Origin of the sequence: Limosilactobacillus reuteri (assembly GCF_034259105.1) — a bacterium.
GTDB lineage: Bacteria > Bacillota > Bacilli > Lactobacillales > Lactobacillaceae > Limosilactobacillus > Limosilactobacillus reuteri_G.
In genome coordinates, this window is record NZ_CP139478.1 from 1,741,820 (window position 1) to 1,758,827 (window position 17,008).

General features: G+C 39.6%; 15 protein-coding genes and 3 pseudogenes. 5 read left to right on the forward strand and 13 right to left on the reverse strand.

What is annotated here, in order from left to right:
* Positions 1–10 precede the first annotated feature (10 nt).
* The 10 genes and pseudogenes from SH603_RS09695 to SH603_RS09740 all read right to left on the reverse strand — a co-directional run bounded on the left by SH603_RS09695 (position 11) and on the right by SH603_RS09740 (position 8,816).
* Positions 11–865 (reverse strand): urease accessory protein UreD, encoded by an 855-nt coding sequence (locus tag SH603_RS09695; RefSeq protein ID WP_169472863.1) that lies wholly within the window; start codon positions 863–865, stop codon positions 11–13.
* Positions 855–1,481 (reverse strand): urease accessory protein UreG, encoded by a 627-nt coding sequence (gene ureG / locus SH603_RS09700; RefSeq protein ID WP_169472862.1) that lies wholly within the window; start codon positions 1,479–1,481, stop codon positions 855–857. The genes SH603_RS09695 and ureG overlap by 11 nt, the downstream gene beginning before the upstream one ends.
* Before the next feature lie 26 nt (positions 1,482–1,507).
* Complete coding sequence (locus SH603_RS09705) at positions 1,508–2,203, reverse strand: urease accessory protein UreF (RefSeq protein ID WP_321533900.1); 696 nt, start codon at positions 2,201–2,203, stop codon at positions 1,508–1,510.
* 13 nt (positions 2,204–2,216) lie between these two features.
* Positions 2,217–2,666: an urease accessory protein UreE gene (locus SH603_RS09710; RefSeq protein WP_003664737.1), complete on the reverse strand. Its 450-nt coding sequence runs from the start codon at positions 2,664–2,666 to the stop codon at positions 2,217–2,219.
* 82 nt (positions 2,667–2,748) lie between these two features.
* Complete coding sequence (gene ureC, locus SH603_RS09715) at positions 2,749–4,470, reverse strand: urease subunit alpha (RefSeq protein ID WP_035169448.1); 1,722 nt, start codon at positions 4,468–4,470, stop codon at positions 2,749–2,751.
* 15 nt (positions 4,471–4,485) lie between these two features.
* Positions 4,486–4,860, reverse strand: a complete 375-nt coding sequence (locus tag SH603_RS09720) for an urease subunit beta (RefSeq protein WP_169472859.1) — start codon at positions 4,858–4,860, stop codon at positions 4,486–4,488.
* Positions 4,861–4,890: 30 nt separating this feature from the next.
* On the reverse strand, positions 4,891–5,196 hold the full coding sequence (locus tag SH603_RS09725; RefSeq protein ID WP_318635983.1) for an urease subunit gamma: 306 nt from the start codon (positions 5,194–5,196) through the stop codon (positions 4,891–4,893).
* Positions 5,197–5,219: 23 nt separating this feature from the next.
* The gene (locus SH603_RS09730) at positions 5,220–5,738 is read right to left on the reverse strand and encodes an AmiS/UreI family transporter (protein ID WP_321533901.1); all 519 of its coding nucleotides are present in this window, start codon (positions 5,736–5,738) and stop codon (positions 5,220–5,222) included.
* 40 nt (positions 5,739–5,778) lie between these two features.
* A pseudogene (locus tag SH603_RS09735) lies at positions 5,779–6,947 on the reverse strand (ammonium transporter).
* Between the two features lie 855 nt (positions 6,948–7,802).
* Complete coding sequence (locus SH603_RS09740) at positions 7,803–8,816, reverse strand: hypothetical protein (protein ID WP_169472856.1); 1,014 nt, start codon at positions 8,814–8,816, stop codon at positions 7,803–7,805.
* A gap of 116 nt (positions 8,817–8,932) precedes the next feature.
* Here SH603_RS09740 and SH603_RS09745 point away from each other — a divergent pair, with 116 nt between their 5' ends.
* Both SH603_RS09745 and manA read left to right on the forward strand, forming a co-directional pair.
* Positions 8,933–9,463 carry a GNAT family N-acetyltransferase gene (locus SH603_RS09745; protein ID WP_169472855.1) on the forward strand — a complete coding sequence of 177 codons (531 nt, stop codon included), beginning with the start codon at positions 8,933–8,935 and terminating at the stop codon, positions 9,461–9,463.
* A gap of 135 nt (positions 9,464–9,598) precedes the next feature.
* Positions 9,599–10,565, forward strand: a pseudogene (gene manA / locus SH603_RS09750) (mannose-6-phosphate isomerase, class I).
* On the opposite strand, the gene SH603_RS09755 reads toward manA, so the two are convergent.
* On the reverse strand, positions 10,562–11,455 hold the full coding sequence (locus SH603_RS09755; RefSeq protein WP_321533902.1) for a LysR family transcriptional regulator: 894 nt from the start codon (positions 11,453–11,455) through the stop codon (positions 10,562–10,564). The pseudogene manA and the gene SH603_RS09755 sit on opposite strands and share 4 nt — an antisense overlap.
* Before the next feature lie 128 nt (positions 11,456–11,583).
* On the opposite strand from SH603_RS09755, the gene SH603_RS09760 reads away from it, so the two are divergent.
* The 3 genes from SH603_RS09760 (at position 11,584) to ltrA (ending at position 15,045) form a co-directional block, all read left to right on the forward strand.
* Positions 11,584–12,690 (forward strand): NAD(P)-dependent alcohol dehydrogenase, encoded by a 1,107-nt coding sequence (locus SH603_RS09760; RefSeq protein WP_321533903.1) that lies wholly within the window; start codon positions 11,584–11,586, stop codon positions 12,688–12,690.
* A gap of 17 nt (positions 12,691–12,707) precedes the next feature.
* Entirely contained in the window at positions 12,708–13,172 is a 465-nt protein-coding gene (locus tag SH603_RS09765) for a low molecular weight protein-tyrosine-phosphatase (protein ID WP_169472851.1), read from the forward strand.
* Between the two features lie 490 nt (positions 13,173–13,662).
* Positions 13,663–15,045: a group II intron reverse transcriptase/maturase gene (gene ltrA, locus SH603_RS09770; RefSeq protein ID WP_321533904.1), complete on the forward strand. Its 1,383-nt coding sequence runs from the start codon at positions 13,663–13,665 to the stop codon at positions 15,043–15,045.
* 85 nt (positions 15,046–15,130) lie between these two features.
* On the opposite strand, the pseudogene SH603_RS09775 reads toward ltrA, so the two are convergent.
* Positions 15,131–16,173 (reverse strand): annotated as a pseudogene (locus tag SH603_RS09775) (hypothetical protein).
* A 204-nt stretch (positions 16,174–16,377) separates the two neighbouring features.
* The gene (efp, locus tag SH603_RS09780) at positions 16,378–16,935 is read right to left on the reverse strand and encodes an elongation factor P (RefSeq protein ID WP_169473706.1); all 558 of its coding nucleotides are present in this window, start codon (positions 16,933–16,935) and stop codon (positions 16,378–16,380) included.
* Positions 16,936–17,008: the final 73 nt, after the last annotated feature.

Here is a 17,008-nt window from a genome sequence, read left to right on the forward strand (position 1 = left end):
ATTTACCTATCTAAGCTTGTTCCCGTTCAAGGTGTTCACTCTTCCGCAAGTTGAGTTCAGAGAAGTGAAGAATCTTTTCACGATAGTAACTGATAAACTTCCACATTAATTTGTGATTTTCAAAAGCACTATCACTCAATAACCGCAGCACCATCCCATCTTTTTCAAGCAGGAAAATACCATAGTGAATATTAACGTCAAACTGTTCCAAATACTTCCGCAATTCTTCAACCGTCTTTTGCGTAATATTTTCATCAATAATGACAACTGAATTGAAGTTTAGTTTACCCTCAAAATAACCAATTTCCTGCATTGGATCAGATTCTGGATCAACCAACAGATAATCGTTATAAACTAACTGACCATCATAGTTAATTTTTGTTTGTAAACCCACTTCATCATATTGGAAAGGTGCTCCATCTGGTGACCATCCTTTAGAAAGGCCATCAGTTAAAATCAACTTAGCACCCTTTTCCATATCGATTGTTGTTGTTTGACGATAATATGCATCTTTATATGGAATTGTTTCATCTTGATAAAACTCTAAGATCGCATTCTTGCCGAGATGAAAATCATCCTCTTGAGTTGTCATTTGATGATTTTCACACTTATAAACATAGGTTGGTGATTGGGTAGTTACAATCGCGTGACTATTATCATCTAATGTAATTTGGTGATGATATTTTTCACCCTCAACGTATCCGCCACCTGTTGTTATGAGAAAGTAATATGGAATGTTATCTTTATTGGGTTGGCAAAATGATAACCATGAATTACCTTTTCGGAAAGTACGCTTAGCAAAGTTACGCCCTTTCGTATGGGTAAATTCGAGGTCGATCATGCCATCATAATCTTTACTTTTCATCTTCCAAGTCCTCAAGTAATACATCTTTCTTCAGCCAATCAACAACACCATCAAAACCAATATCCTTCTTTAAGTTAGTAAAGAGGAAGTTGCCATCATTCCGGAATTTTTCTGAATCTTTCTTCATTCGGTCAAGATCAGCGCCGACATATTTAGCCAAGTCTGTCTTGTTAATAATGAAGAGATCTGACTTGATCATTCCTTGTCCAGCTTTCCGTGGAATCTTTTCACCTTCAGCGACATCAATAATGTAGATTGAGAAGTCAACTAATTCTGGACTGAAAGTTGCAGCTAAGTTATCTCCACCACTTTCAATAAAGATTAGGTCAAGGTCATTATTAAACCGTTGCTCTAATTCTTCCACAGCGGCCATATTCATTGAAGCATCTTCACGAATGGCAGTATGAGGACAACCACCTGTTTCAACCCCAATGATCCGATCTTCATCAAGAACTGAATTTTTAGCCATATATTCGGCATCCCATTTTGTGTAAATATCATTAGTAATTACCGCAATATTATAATCATTATGAATCCGCCGGGTAAGCCGTTCGATTAATTGCGTTTTTTCTGACCCAACAGGACCACCAACACCAATTCGTACTGCACGTTTCATAAATTTTAACTTCCCTTCCAAAATAATTAAGACATGAACAACCGTGATTCTTGTGTTTCGTGATTAATCTGTGCCATCTCAAGTCCCGGAGCATTAGCACCAATGTAGGACGCATCTAATTTCATTACCCGCTTATATAATGGCTTTAATAACTTAATTAGGTCGTTTAAAATTACTTGTCCTTCACGCTGCCCTAATGGAATTGCTCGAACCGCATTCAAAACCAGCGTTGAAGCAACACTATAACCATACATTAAGAACGCATCCATCAATGGAACACCTTTATAATGAGCAAACATTGAGAAGACGATTGCGGGGTTTCCATACGCTTTGCCATCTTCAATTGCTTTCGCATATTCTTTTAGGTGCGGAACCTTATCGCCGTAAATTTTATCGATTAAAATAATCATTTGGTGAGCGATTAGCTTTGTCCCGTTCCGTGTTTCAGTTGCTAAAGTCGATTTCGTAATCTGGTCATCATATTCAATAAGCTTATCAATTGCTTCATAACACAGCTTGACGAGCAAGCCTTCACCAAATCTAAATTGCGAACGATAGTAGTTCTCAAGCCAAATTCGAAATTCAGGAGCTTTTTTAATCACATTAGTCCGCAGATAATTTTCCATTCCGAATGAGTGATTAAATGTACCGATTGGGAAGGTCGAATCACAAATTTGAAAAACTTCAAGATAGTTGAGTTTCTTTGTTAATTCATTTTCCATTATCTATCCCTACTTACTTTGTCAAATCGAGGTACTCAAGTGGTTGGTCTAGTTGAACCTTCTTTAATTCATAATTGATATCATGCTTATCAAGCATTTTAATAACAACTTTATCGAGGAGCAGTGAGATTTTACCATCCTTAATCTGGACTGGCTTGTGTAAATTGCCAAGGAAGTGAGCTACAAGACCCATTTCATCAATATCACGTGGCGTTATCTCAATCATTTCATCAGCGATTACGCTCAAGACAAGCAATTGCTTATCGCCAAGCTTAAAGGCAGAACCATTCTCTAAAATTTGATCTTCATTATCGAGACGAATGCCATATTCATTGCCATGATCTGTCTTTACCCGGAGAATATTTTTCATTAAATCATCACTTTTAACCATTGCAGTTTCAATGTGATAACTACCAATATTAGGAATATCATCTACGTTACGATAAACTTCTGTTAAAACCATAAGTATAAAACCTCTTTTTATATATTTTTATAAAAGGAGATTGGGGCACGGCTCCCAATCCCCTGGATAAATCTAAATTAGATTAGTATAGGTAGTAACGTTGAGTTAATGGCAATGTTGGTGCAGCATCACAAGTGATCAACTCACCATCAATCGTTACTTTGTAAGTTTGTGGATCAATTTCAATTGTCTTTGGAGTGTAATTGTTAAGCTTCATGTTAGCCTTAGTAAGACTCCGCGTATTGTGAACAGGTAAGATCGTCTTGTTCAAACCAAGTTGTTCTTTAATGCCATGGTCATATGCATATTGAGATACATAAGTTACACATGTGTGGTTAACAGCTCGACCTTCAGCACCGTAAAGGAACCGTTCAAGAACTGGTTCAGGTGTTGGAAGACTTGAACTTGGATCACCGGCAATACCGTATGTGATCATTCCGTTCTTAATAACCATATCTGGCTTAGTTCCGAAGTACTTAGGATCCCAAATGTTTAAGTCAGCATACTTACCAACTTCAATTGAACCAACATAATCGGAAATACCATTACAGATAGCTGGATTAATTGTGTATTTAGCAACGTAACGCTTAATCCGGTTGTTATCATCGTACTTGGAATCGCCATCTAGTGGTCCACGAACCTTCTTCATCTTGCTTGCTAACTGCCAAGTCCGCATTGCAACTTCACCAACACGTCCCATAGCTTGCGCATCAGAAGTCATCATACTAAGGGCACCCATGTCTTGAAGAACGTCTTCAGCAGCTTCAGTTTGCTTCCGAATCCGTGATTCAGCAAAGGCAACGTCATCAGGAATCTTTGGATTAAGGTTGTGACAAACCATTGTCATGTAGAACAATTCATCAAGAGTGTTCTTACAATATGGGTTGGTTGGCGTAGTTGATGATGGAAGAACGTTGTCTTGACCACAGACAACCATAATGTCAGGAGCATGTCCACCACCGGCACCTTCTGTGTGGAATGTGTGAACAGTGTTACCATCGAACGCATTGATCGTATTTTCAACGAATCCACCTTCGTTCAAGGAGTCAGTGTGGACAGCGTATTGAACATCATACTTGTTAGCAGCAGCAATTGAGTTTTCAATTCCGGCTGCAGTTGCACCCCAGTCTTCGTGGGTCTTAATAGCAGCACAACCAGCTTCAATTTGTTCGCCAATTAGTTCTGGACGATCACCAGAACCCTTAGCCATCAATCCATAGTTAATAGGTGCATTATCAACGGCTTGTAACATCCGATGAGTATACCAAGCACCTGGATTACAAGTAGCTGAACGAGTACCATTGGCAGGACCAGTACCACCACCAAAGAGAGTCGTAATACCGTTATCCAAAGCTGCTTGGGCAATTGATGGTGTAATGTAGTGAACGTGTAAGTCAATTCCACCCGCGGTAACAATCATTCCTTCACCAGAAATGGCTTCAGTACTTGCACCGACAATGAAATCAACGTTATCCATGACATCAGGGTTACCACCCTTACCAATGGCTAAGATCTTACCATCACGAATACCAATATCTGCTTTGTAAATACCGGTCCAGTCGATAATAATTGCATCAGAAATAATTAAATCAGCAACCATTGGATTTTCAGCACGGGTTTCAGTAGCACTAACACCCATACCGTCACGAAGGACTTTTCCACCACCAAAAAGACTTTCTTGACCATGAACTGTTAGGTCTTTTTCAATCTTGGCAAACAGATCAGTGTCGCCTAGTCGTACACTATCGCCAGTAGTTGGTCCATAAAATGAGGCAAACTGCTCGTGATCCATATCAAAACTCATAACTTTACCTCCTCATTACTTCTCTTCGGGATAACTCTTTTCAAATGGGTATCCATTAAAGGTATCGGCCTTCTTATCAACATCAAGCCACCCATTGACCTTGTTGTTAAAGCCGAATACACGGCGCTTACCACCAAAATCAATTAGCTTAACGGTTCGCTCTTCACCAGCTTCTAGACGAATAGCAGTACCAGCTGGAATATCAAGGTGCTCGCCCCAGGCTTGACTACGGTCGAATTGGAGCCCTTCTTCATTAGCTTCATAGAAGTGATATTCTGAACCAACTTGGACAGGACGGTCACCAACGTTTTTTACTTTGAGTGAAATGTCATCGTAACCAACATTGTATGGAACTTTATCTGATTGTAATTTGTATTCTCCAGGAACCATTTTGTTTCCTCCTTTTATCTATGCTAATAATTAACGAATTGGGTCAGTAACAGTAATTAGCTTAGTGCCATCAGGGAATGTTGCTTCAACTTGGATCATTGGGATCATTTCTGGAACACCTTCCATAACATCATCCTTTGTTAGCCAAGTAGCCCCAGCGTTCATTAAGTCACCCACGGTCTTACCATCACGGGCACCTTCCATTAAACGACTGGTGATTAAGGCAACTGCTTCTGGTTCATTTAGCTTTAAGCCACGATCCTTACGCTTTTCAGCAACCATTCCGGCTAAACTAATCATCATTTTTTCCTGTTCACGCTTTGCCTCATTGTATATCCTTCCTTTCTGCCTAAATTGAGTTAGTTAGGCCAGCAGTTCAGGAGCATTAAGAATCCTGGAATCCATGCTGTACAAATTCCTTCAATAATTCCTAAATATCCTGGAAACTTCCCAAGATTCATCTTTAGATTGTTGGTCAAGAATCCTGTTAACCAGAGAATTCCCCAGGCCCACCAGATGATTCCATACATCCAATTTCCACCATAGTTTTGGAAACAAAGAATCCCAGCTGGAATTGAATTGATCGCAACAAATAAACTAAACCAACCATAAAGTCGTTGGTCGAAATCACAGAGAGTGTTAAAAGCTACATAAAGATAAGTAAATGCGAATAGCAACCCAGTGGCACTGGCATAGAACCAACTTGCCGGTTTATTGTTGATAATTCCCCAAGATAACGCAACGATATTAAGAGTTAAACTGAGACCACCGGTAAAGAAGTTCATAACCACAATCGATTTATCCTTTATGTCTTCTACAGTATAGAAACCATTACTCATCAGTACCATGCCGACATAAAGCAATATACAACCTAACAATTCATTTTCGCCTCCTTTCATTGAGACGAGTTAAAGAGTACTAATCAATGTCGTATGTCGTTTCATTAAGCAACGTTTGATCAAGACCTTCTTGAATGATTTCATCAGAAGGACGAATATTAGTAATTGCACCTAAAACCTTAAGTAAGATAAAGGTAATTGCAAACGAATAAGCAGCAACTAAGATAACGCCACCAGCTTGAATCAAGAATTGGTGGCCACTTGCAGCAACACCATTAACGGTTTTATCTGCCAAGATACCAATCAAAATCGTTCCAGTGAATCCACCAATACCGTGAACTCCCCAAACACCAAGTGCGTCATCCCAGCCAATCTTTTCTTGAAGACTGACAGCCACATTACAAATGACACCAGCTGCTAAACCAACTAAGACCGCGGAGGCAGGATTGATATAACCAGCACAAGGGGTAATTGTAGCTAAACCGGCAACTGAACCAGTTAAAACGTCAATAAAATTAGCCTTTCCACGAACAAACTTGGCATATAAGACCCATACAATCATTCCGCTAGCTAATCCAATCGCAGTATTAGCAAAAGCCTTGGTAGATAGGGCACCTGCTTTTAAGGCCCCACCTGAATTAAAGCCAAACCAAAGAAGACCTGTCCCGATCGCGGCAGCCATCAAATTACTTGGCTTCATTCCCGCTTGCTTTAATTTCCGTTTACCGAGCACAATAATACTTGCTAAGGCGGCAAAACCAGCAGTGGTATGAATAACCGTTCCACCAGCAAAGTCAACAAAGCCCCATTTTGCTAAGAAACCATTACCCCATACCCAGTGACATACTGGAATATAAACAAGGTATGTCCAGAAAATATCGAGAAGAATATACCCTTTCATATTCAGCCGTTCTGCAAAGGCTCCACTAATTAATGGAACTGTGATTACACAAAACATTAACTGGAATAGGAAGAATAAAGTAAATGGAATAGAAGCAGCGTGAACTGAACTTGGTACTAATCCAACATTAGCCAAAGCAAAGTAATCAGAAATCCGTCCGATAACTCCCCCTCATCTTTTCCAAATGCAAGACCAAATCCACTGTAAATCCAAATCAGTGTAACAATTCCCATTGAAATAAATGATTGCATCATGATATATAAAACACTGCGCTTACGAGCTAAACCGCCATAAAAGAAAGCGAGGCCTGGCGTCATCAGGCAAACCATTGCCGTACAGAGCATCATAAACGCTGTGTCACCACTATTAATATGCAAAATATAATTCCTCCTTTACTGCTAATTGATTTATTAATGAAATATTGATAATAAACACGTAATTGCTAAATGATTATTAAATTCTTTTCACTAATATTCACTTTTTATAATAATGTTTATATTAATTATTAAAATAAACAAGTTTTTTATTTTCATAAAAAATATAACGACTAAAAAAGCCTATGAGAATTGATAGTCTCATAGGCTTTTGTTTTATTAGTGTAATTAATTTGATTTATTTTTTTCCGTGTAGAGTTTAGTAAAACTAAATATACTGTTCAACCGTATTTCGATACTTTAATAGTTCTGTTTGATCCATGGAAGAATCAGGGAGAACAACTTGAGCGCTATCATTGCCACCGTTTTCATCCATTTGTTGACGTCCCCATACTCCCAAAGACATAACGAGACGGGCAAATTCTTGACCACCTTCCGTGAGAACAAAACAACCAAATATTTAATCGGACTGATCAAATATTTGGTTTGCAGTTCCTCAATTATTGTTATCAATTGATTATCATAAATATTAGTCAACAATTCATGTAATTCATCAAAGTCTAACGGTTTTATTCCTAGCCAGAAAAGAGCTTTAGAGTAATCACTATTGCGCAAAAGGCTTAAAGAATAAGTAATGCCATGATTAGTTTCTTGATTCATCATTAACCCACTCCCGCGTACAAAATATTGTAATAATCATCACAAATTATAACATGAGCGAAAAACAATCTCAAAAGACCCCCCCCCTATTTATTTATCAGATTATTAATCTTAAAGACACTTTTATAAATAAAGTCAATTTATACAATGAAATCGCTATCAATAACATTATATTGTATATTTACTTTTTAGTAAAATTTGTGCCTCTTTTATTCCAAAGAAATGTGATTTAGGACTACTCATCTTATGAGCGATCAATATTTGTTGCGCTTGTTCACACTGTACTTTTGCTAACTCATTTGGCTGGAATATTTGCAGGTAGAATGATAATTGCCGTAATTTAATCGCTAACTGGCTCCGTGCCTTCGTCAAAGTCACATCCTTAAACTGCTTATAGTCATGAATCATGAAACGGGTTTTCCGGCGTTGTAAAGCATAGTTAATTGAATTACTCTTGATCCGGTGAAGGTCTTGAACTGTGAGGCCGTGTTGACGGAGAAGATAATTAAACATCGTAATCTGCTGGTCGACTTGTCGCCAATCCGTTGCAATATCATCTCGTAATTGCTCAATCTCTTCTTTGGTAAGACGGTGGGTAACTCCTTGTTTTAATTGGTGATATAAGGTTTGCAGATCTTGATAATCGCGTTGGTGGAGTGGAAGGTCAACCTGACTAAATAAGTTGCATCGCTGGTAAAGGATCGTCCCTTCGTGGTTCTTAAATCCCTGCTGGGCAACAACAAACTGGAATATCTTTTTTGGAAAACGCCGACCAGCTTGATAAGCCAACAGAATACTATCCATATACAGGTTAATCTCATTAATTCCTGCCTGGATCTCCCTCGCGACTTTGTGGGGAATACTTGCATGCTGCTGAAAATGAGAGATGCCCAAAAATAGTTGCCGACCAGTTGTCCGCGAACGTAAGATAAATTGATTCTTTAAACGCCGACCACAATCACAATAGAGGTTATCGCCAGGATGATCATGTTGTCGCTGATACCATGGGTCAATTACCATCCCCTGGAACTCCCAATCAGTCTGTTTGAGATAATGGTGGGTATGAAAACGCGATAGCATCGCATAACGCGTAAATTCACTCAATGCCTGAACCTGGTCTGGCCTTAACTGTTGTAAAATATCTTCTCGCTGTTGACGGGTCAACGCAATGATTTTGTCCATCCTCTCATCCCTCCCATTAAAAATACTGTATTACTATATCAGAACAAATGTTTGATTTCAAATTGTCTATTTAATCCTTTTCTGGTAAAATATTTAACTACAAGGAGTGATATTATTTGGATTTAGACATACAGCCCGTGAGGTTGAGTTTAAAAGAATATAAACAAGTTAAACAATTATATATGCGCGCATTTCCGAAATATGAGCGAGAACCGTGGACGTGGTTGCTCATCAAGAGTAAGTATCAATGCGCTGACTTTATGGCCTTTTATGACCAGGAACAGTTTGTTGGATTTGCTTACGTTATTCACAGTCACGGTATGCATTATATTTTGTACCTCGCAGTTAATGATCAAATCCGTTCTCAAGGATACGGGACACGGATTATTAATGAACTTCGTCGCCTTTACCCTGAGGATTCGCTAGCCTTGGACGTTGAGCAGCCTAATCCCCAAGCGGCAAATAACCAGCAGCGGTTACGACGACTTAAATTTTATCGGCGCAATGGCTTTTTCCCAACTCCAAAACTTTTCAAAGAGGAAAAAGTCACTTTCCAAGTTTTAGCAACCAATAAAAAAATCAACCAACGAAAGATTGATAAGGCCTTCGAGTGGTTCTCATGGCCGCTTGGTTGGTTGATTCAATAAATGTTTCGATTTTACTAGTTTGAGGCTGAGAAAAAGCTTTTTTGCTTTTTCAACAGCCTTTTTTTACTGTCAAGAAAATAAGGTTTACAAAAGTGTTACAATTTATGTAAGCGGATATATAAAGGGGTGATAACATTGGTAGAACCATTATTTTTAAAGCCAGTCTTTCATGAGAAAATTTTTTTTGGGGGTCGACACCTTGCAACTGATTTCAGTTACCAAATTCCAGAAGGGACAATTGGGGAGTGCTGGGCAATTTCTGGACATCCTCATGGGCCAAATATCATCACCAATGGTCAATACAAAGGCCAACTATTGCCAAAAGTTTATCAGCAACATCCAGAGCTGTTTGGTAATCCACGCTCTTCTGTTTTTCCATTATTAACAAAGATTCTTGATACTAATGCTAGTCTATCAATTCAAGTTCATCCCGACGATGCTTACGCCGAAGAACATGAGCACGAACTAGGTAAAACAGAGTGTTGGTATGTCATTCATGCAGAACCTGGAGCTTATTTAACATACGGACATACCGCAAAAACGCGCGATGAGCTTATTAAGATGATCAATAATCATCAATGGTCAAAACTTTTTAGTAAAAAGCCAATAAAAACGGGGAACTTTGTCTATGTGCCAAGCGGAACCATCCATGCCTTAAACAAAGGAATTATCGTCTTAGAAACCCAGCAAAGTTCTGATACCACTTATCGGATCTACGACTATGACCGTCGAGATAAAAAACAGGTCAGCTACGCCAGCTTCATTTAAAACAAGCAAAAGGCGTGACAACAGTGCCATTTACTGAGCCACAAATTAACCCCCGCATCGTCCATGATGATAGTTCAATAATTACTACTTTAATTTCTCAATCTGACTCACCATTCTTACCGTCTACAAGTGGGAGATCAATGATCAAACCAGCTTGACCCACGATCATGGTCCCTATACTCTGGTTTCCATTATTGATGGTAATGGAATTTTAACCGTTGATGATCAACAATATTCACTTCACAAAGGCGATCATTTTATCATCCCCGCAACCGTTAAAAGCTGGACGATGGACGGTACACTTTTAGCCATTGCTTCTGAACCGACAGATTAATCATTTGCTACCTGCAGTATTTTAGCTACTTGTTTTACAATATCATGCGGATTCTCCGCTTTAAAAATTAATTTAAACTCAAACGACTGATTGCTTTTCCCTGCCAACGGTAAATAGCAGATATTTTCAAGGGGGTTCTGAAGGACCTTGATCAACTTTTCGGGATAAAAAGCTAAGGCTTGACCTGATCCGACTAACATCTGCATTTGCTCGTAAGTCGGCACCCGCAATACTTCAGCAGGTCGCACAATTCCTTGGAGACTACTGGTAAAGGCTTGTTTTAAATATGATGAATCTTCATTACTATAATAGGTCACTGGTATTTTCTGAATAGTAGCAAGATCAACTTCACTATTATGACCTAAACGCTCACTTATTCCGATAATCATTCGGTCACGATGGATGGTAACCGTTTGTAATCCCATTTGTGCATAATTATTATTAAAGCCATAATTATCCATCACAATGGCACAATCAAGGTTACCCATTAATACATCTGAGACCAAATGTTCCACGCTCTCTTCGCTTACAAAGGCATTTACAGTGGGAGATAACTTAGCAAGCAGTTTATGGATAAAGAGGCCATCAAAAGGCGAAAAATAGCCGATTGACAAGTTAGTTGCACCCCGATAAGAAAAACGGTGGAGTTCATATTCAGTTGCATCTAGCATATTAATAATTGCCTCACTGCGTTTTTTAAAGAATTCACCAGCTGGCGTCAAAATGATTTTATTTTTCTTGCGTTCGAACAATTGGGTATGAAGATTTTGCTCTAACCGTTGAATTTGTCGTGAAACAGCTCGTTGTGAGACGTAATTCTTTTTCGCTACTTTTTGAAAACTGCCTAATTGAACAACATCCAAAAATAATCGTAATAATTCTTCGTTCATTTTTATCTCCTAGGCGAACATTTTAATTCGGGTGTAGACTTCCATTAACAGTCTATACTTTTTCTTTCTAATGCTACAATAATTTTGTTTAATATCCAGAGTATTTATATTGAAAGGAAGAGCCAAATATGCAAATTAAAGCTGCTGTTGCAACTAATCCTAACGCTGATTTAGAGATTCAAACCGTCGAATTGGATGAACCAAAAGAAAATGAAGTATTAGTAAAAATTGCTTCAACAGGTTTTTGTCATACAGATATTGTTGGTCGAAGCGGTGCCACTACTCCTCTCCCCGTTGTCCTCGGGCATGAAGGTGCGGGCGTCGTTCAAAAAGTGGGAGCTAACGTTACGGACGTTAACCCCGGCGACCATGTTGTTCTGTCATTTAGCTACTGTGGCCATTGCTATAACTGTACTCATAATCATCAAGACTTATGCGAAAACTTCAATCAGCTAAACTTTGAAGGAAAAACCTATGATGGTACTCACCGCCTGCATTTAGATGATGGAACACCCGTCAGTGTCTTTTTTGGTCAGTCTTCCTTTGCAACATATGTAACAGCCAATGTCAATAATATTGTTAAAGTTGATCAAGATGTTGATCTTAACTTATTAGGGCCACTCGGTTTTGGAATGCAAACAGGTGCTGGAACCGTTCTAAATTATATTAAACCTGCTCCTGAAGATGCAATTGCCGTTTTCGGTGCTGGTGCTGTTGGCTTAGCCGCAATTATGACTGTTAAAATCGCTGGAGTTAAACACATTATTGCGATCAATCGTAACGGTAACCACCTTGACCTGGTAAAGGAATTGGGCGCTACTGAAACAATTAATAACACGGCTGAAGATCCCGTCAAAGCAATTAAGGAAATCGTTCCGCGTGGTGTAACTTATGCAATCGATACTACCGGAAACACCGGTGTAATTAAGTCAGCAATTGATAGTCTTGCCACCGCTGGAGAATGTGTCCTCTTAGGAGTTGGCGGCGATATTACCTTAAACTTAATGAATGATATCTTATCAGAATCTAAGAAAATCTCTGGGGTTGTCGAAGGAGATAGCAATCCCCAAGAGTTTATTCCTCAACTAGTTAAGTACTACAAGCAAGGCAAGTTCCCCCTTGATAAGCTTGTTAAGTACTACGATTTTGCTGATATTAACCAAGTTATCGCTGACTCAACAAACGGAAAGGTTATTAAGCCAATCATCAAAATTGATCCTGAATTAGCTAAATAATTAGGTGGAGTGTTTTTATGAAAGTAATTTTTGTTTGCCTTGGTAATATTTGCCGCTCACCAATGGCGGAAGCAATGTTCAAAAAAATGGTTGCAGAAGCTGGCCTTGCTGATCAAATTACTATTGATTCAGCCGGAACAAGTAACATTGCTGAAGGTTCACCTGCTGATAGTCGAACAAAAGCCATTCTCGATAAATATCACATTAAAGACGACGGAATGATTGCCCGTCAATTGCAGGACAGGGATTATTATGATGCCGATTATATTATCGCAATGGATCAGATGAATGTCCGGGACGCAAAAGATATGGCACCAGCTGGGTTAGAAAATAAGGTTCATGGAATCTTTGAAGCTACCCCAGGAAAAGAAAATTGCTATATCGTTGACCCCTGGATCACTCACCGATTCCAAGATACCTATGATAGCTTAAGTGAAGCTCTCCCCAATTGGCTTGCTAAGCTAAAGAAGGAAATTAAATAACTGTTTATCAAAAAACACGCCTGAAAATTTCAGCCGTGTTTTTTCTTGTGCGCCCGGCATGGGTATTAGCTAGGTGGTGAAAGTCCGCTATGGGCCGTAGTAGTCGGAACCATGAGCTGAGGACAAGGGTGTCCACCGTGAGGTGGAATCTGAAGGAAGTCTAAGGCAAAGTACTGCATCGATGAACAAGAAGTAGCTATAAGGCTGGAATTAACTGGATAAGGCTGCTAGACAAGTTGAAGTCCAATACTACTCGAAGTTGGTCTCAGTAAAGCTAACGATGACATGGTACGAAAGCTAATATTCTTACCCGGGGAGATCTGGCCTACACGTTTCCGACAAGAGGAATAAGTTTAATTTCCACAGAAACAAGCGGTGCAGTGATGCAGTGTTGAGTAAGCCAGAAGTCAGCCGAGGTCATAGTAGTTTGAATAATCAGATGAAGGACTGAACGACAATAACTTGTAACTTATATCGGAGGTGTAATCAGGTGCGACAATCGCAGAAAACAGAACAACAAGCTGACCGCTTGTCGAGGATAGGTTTGGAAAACCGAAAGTACACAAGGGCGCGTAGTACCGGTTATGGTGAAGGTAAAGGTATGAGTGTCACTATCCAAGACCTGGTCTTGGATCGCAATAACCTTAATCAGGCTTATTTGCGAGTTAAGAGAAATAAAGGAGCAGCAGGCGTTGACGATATGACAGTCAATGACCTTCTGCCATATCTCAGAGAAAATAAGACGGAACTGATCGCTAGTTTGCGTGAGGGCAAGTATAAACCAGCTCCAGTCAAACGGGTAGAAATTCCGAAGCCTAATGGTGGAGTAAGAAGACTTGGAATACCAACGGTGGTGGACCGAATGGTTCAACAAGCTGTAGCCCAAATTCTTACGCCTATCTTTGAGCGTATTTTCTCTGATAATAGCTTTGGCTTCCGTCCCCACCGTGGGGCCCATGACGCTATTTCAAAAGTAGTAGATCTTTATAATCAAGGTTATCGAAGAGTTGTCGACTTAGACCTAAAAGCCTATTTTGATAACGTTAATCATGACTTGATGATTAAGTATCTCCAACAATATATTGATGACCCATGGACACTAAGACTCATTCGTAAGTTTCTAACTAGCGGAGTCTTAGACCATGGGCTTTTCGCTAAGAGTGAAAAAGGAACCCCACAAGGAGGGCCATTGTCACCACTACTGGCGAACATCTATCTAAATGAGTTGGACGAAGAGTTGACTAGACGTGGTCACCACTTTGTGCGCTATGCGGATGATTGTAACATCTATGTTAAAAGTCAACGAGCCGGAGAACGAGTAATGCGAAGCATTACCCAGTTTCTAGAAAAGCGCTTGAAAGTTAAAGTGAACCCAGATAAAACCAAAGTCGGTAGCCCGCTACGGTTGAAGTTTCTTGGCTTTTCGTTGGGTGTAGACCACAATGGGGCCTACGCCCGTCCAGCTAAACAATCGCAACAACGAGTAAAGAAAGCACTGAAGTTATTAACTAAACGTAATCGTGGAATATCTCTGACAAGAATGTTTGAAGAAATTCATCGAAAAATGCGTGGGTGGCTTCAGTACTACTCAATTGGGAAACTAACTAACTTTATTCAACGCCTTGACAAGTGGTTGAGGGTCCGAATAAGGCAGTATATTTGGAAGCAATGGAAAAAGTTTAAAACTAAGGTAACTAACTTACAGAAGTTGGGGCTGCCCCAGCATGATGCATATGTCTTCGCTAGTACCCGAAAGGGCTACTGGCGAACTGCACATAGTAAGACCTTGAGCTATTCTCTAACTAATAGAAAACTGGAACAACTCGGACTTATGAATATGTCCAAGACGCTCCAGTCAATTCAATGTGATTAAGTTGTCGAACCGCCGTATACGGAACCGTACGTACGGTGGTGTGAGAGGTCGATAATTGAACTAATCAATTATCTCCTACTCGATTTTATTGGTAATTAAGATCGTCAAACTTCTTATCAGCGTTTTGTTGCGCCATATCCTTTGATTGGTAGTAAACAGCATCTACCCAATTTCCGGCACCCCCGGCTGATACAAGAACTTTAACCTGCTTTCCATCGATTGTTTCGGTCTTAACAGTATATGATGAACCGTCACCGGCATTTTGAACCCAACCACGGATATTTAACCATCGTGATCCATCCATGTTAAAGAAGCTGGCTTTCCCCCAGTTCTTAGTAGCGTTTTGGATTCCTTCGTTAGTATAGTTATCCTCGTCTTCACCCCACTCAGAATCCTGTTTAAAGAGTTGAGTTGTTGTACTGCTATTCTCGCCACTGTAGGTAAAGGTATGAGGACCAAATGTTATTGTTGAATCAGCATCATTATCTGTCGAATACCATGTTCCCTGCATTTCACTTGGAACATCAATAGTACCACTGCGGCCATACTTATGATCATTGCCAGAATTACTGGTGCTTGCTGAGGAATTGCTATCCCCACTGCGCTTATCGACTACCTGTGCCTTAGCAGCTAAGTCATTAACGAGCTTTCCCTGACCTTCTTGATTAACATAATTGGCCATTTCTGACTTTGAGATTGTGGCGAGTTTAGTACTCTTTTGATTTTCCTTGACATTTTGGTAGATGTTTACATCATCGTTATTAACAGTGTAAACCAAGCCCTGTGACTTTCCACCAGCAGTCACATCGTAAGCTACTCCTTGTCCTCCATCACTCAATTGGTATTTAGAACTTGGGTAAAGATTTACCTGCAATCCCTCTTTTTGCGCTTCTTTAGCCATGGCAGCCCAATTCCCACCATAACGAAGGCCACAATACGTACTAATCAAACTAACAGCTTCTTGGGGGCTCATGTTATCACTATTAACTTTCACATTACTTTTAGCCACTAATAAACTACTGCTTGAGGCAGATGAAGAATTAGCCGCTTTATTGTTAGCCTGATTTCCACAACCAGCTAATAATAGGCCATCCCCGTAACCATTAAAAATCCTATTTTCTTATTCATATTAATATACTCCTATAAAAAAATGAGGCTGGAGAAAACAAAAATTTTCTCCAGCCTCAACTGTTTTTATGAACAATAGTAAGATAACATGGAAAATAACCACAAGGCTCAGGTCTAAGTACGGACGATAATTGCCGTGCTAATCGCCGTCCTAGCTTAGTCCACCGCCTTGTCGAGGGGGTTATTTCCCACTTCCATATTTAACTAAGCCCGTGACTTGTAGCTACTATCAGTAGTGTTGATGATTAACTTGTCACCGTTCTTGATAAATGCAGGAACGTTAACAACTAAACCAGTTTCCATCGTGGCAGGCTTACCACCACCATCGATAGTAGCACCCTTAATCATTGGTTCAGTTTCAGCAACAGTTAATTCAACAGTAGTTGGTAATTCAACACCAATGATGTCGCCGTTAACAAAGTTTAAGATAACCTTCATGTTTTCAACAAGGTAGTTCTTGTCGTCACCAAGCAAGTCATGGTTTAAACTGTATTGTTCGTAGCTTTCAAGGTCCATAAATACGGCTGAGTCACCTTCATCATAAAGGTATTGAGCAGAACGCTTGTCAACGTTAACTTGTTCAACCTTTTCAGATGGACGCATAGTAGTGTGGACAATTGAACCTGAACGGAGGTCTTGGATGTCCATTTGCATTAAAGTGTTACCCTTACCAGGCTTGTGGTGGTTGATTTGAAGAACCTTTAATAACTTACCGTCACGTTCAAAAACCATACCTTTTTTCAAATCAATTGTTTGAATCATAGTATAAAAACTCCTTCATATAAAACTGAACTCTTTTACCGATTAATGGGACTTTGCTTTAAAGCAAGCCTTA